Here is a 1,090-nt window from a genome sequence, read left to right as displayed (position 1 = left end):
TCGCTCGCGATCCAGCATCAGCGCCACGCGACCGCGTTCGGTTCCGGAAATGCCTGGCCAACAGCTTCCCTCGGCGTGGCAAGAGTGTGTCCCGCCGCCTTTGCATGACGGAAGATCAGGTCGAAGACCTCGCTCTTCGCCTTGCTGGCGACGGCTATGTCGGCGACCCTGAAGGCAAGCTCCAGTTCCACCGCGCCTCTGTCCAGCGACAGTACCTGCACGCTCGCTCCGGTTGCGCCAACATGGAATTACTGCTCAAGAGAACCGAGCGCATCACATCGGCCATCGTCGACGGTGCCGTGGCAGGCGGGAACCGGACCGGGAGAGTCACGCCGTGGCTCCGATCAGGACTGCTGAGATTGGTCAGCCTGGCCTTGGCGAGGTCGCTGTTGGGCACAACCACCAGATCGTTTGCGCCTGTCAGAAGATGGGTGGCCCGCCAATTCGTCTCGACCACCTTGCCTTCGATACCATTGCTCAGCACCAGCCAGTCACCGATCCCGTAAGCGCGGGCAGGAAGTGTTAGAGTCCATCCACCGGCTCAACTCCTCGTCGCGAACGTGTCATCGTTCGGGGCATCTCGTTTGCCCAATGCCTCCGCCCTCTAGCTGAAGAATTTGTGGTTCATTCAAGATGTCAGGTGACGACGAGCCCACATCGAATTCCTCCACGACTTTTTCGTTTGATGTCGTGATGCAACACATGCGCATTCATCATCCAGGCTGCCCCAAGAAGACGTGCCTCACGATGGCTGCACGGGTCAGCGCCAGGGATTGGAAAGGCCTAAAACTGGGCGCAGCGGTCGGTATCGAATTGCAGAAATATATCCGGCATTCCTATACCAACTACGACAAGCTGCTCCTATCCAGAATGATGACGCGCGAGGAAGCCCGCGGCTGAACCGTCCACACCAGAGGCTCTGGTCAATCAATGCGATGAAACACGGAGCTGACGCGGTAGCCGGAACATCGGAAGTTCTGGCGCATTGCTAGTGACATGGTTGCGGCTCATTGCCCACGGTCTCAAAAATGCGACGCGCGATCACAGATGCATGGGGCTTGACGCGAGAAAGCGTCGTTGGCTTTGTCAA

General features: G+C 58.6%; 1 protein-coding gene and 1 pseudogene. One reads left to right on the top strand and one right to left on the bottom strand.

The genetic code is table 11. The features are described from left to right. Positions 1-56: 56 nt before the first annotated feature. Positions 57-511 (bottom strand): annotated as a pseudogene (locus tag JT360_RS33145) (mechanosensitive ion channel family protein); the annotation flags it as partial. A 122-nt stretch (positions 512-633) separates the two neighbouring features. On the opposite strand from JT360_RS33145, the gene JT360_RS33140 reads away from it, so the two are divergent. Next, a complete protein-coding gene (locus JT360_RS33140; RefSeq protein ID WP_214477670.1) occupies positions 634-900 on the top strand; it encodes a DUF2293 domain-containing protein in 267 nt (88 codons plus the stop codon). Positions 901-1,090: the final 190 nt, after the last annotated feature.

It is taken from the genome of Mesorhizobium sp. dw_380, from assembly GCF_018588885.1.
Classification (GTDB): Bacteria; Pseudomonadota; Alphaproteobacteria; order Rhizobiales; family Rhizobiaceae; genus Mesorhizobium.
The sequence above is the reverse complement of the archived record's forward strand: the minus strand, read 5'-3'. Positions and strand labels throughout refer to the sequence as shown.

Coding starts and splice junctions, on each gene's coding strand:
- JT360_RS33140 (WP_214477670.1), top strand. CDS start 634: ATGTCAGGTGACGACGAGCCCACATCGAATTCCTCCACGACTTTTTCG.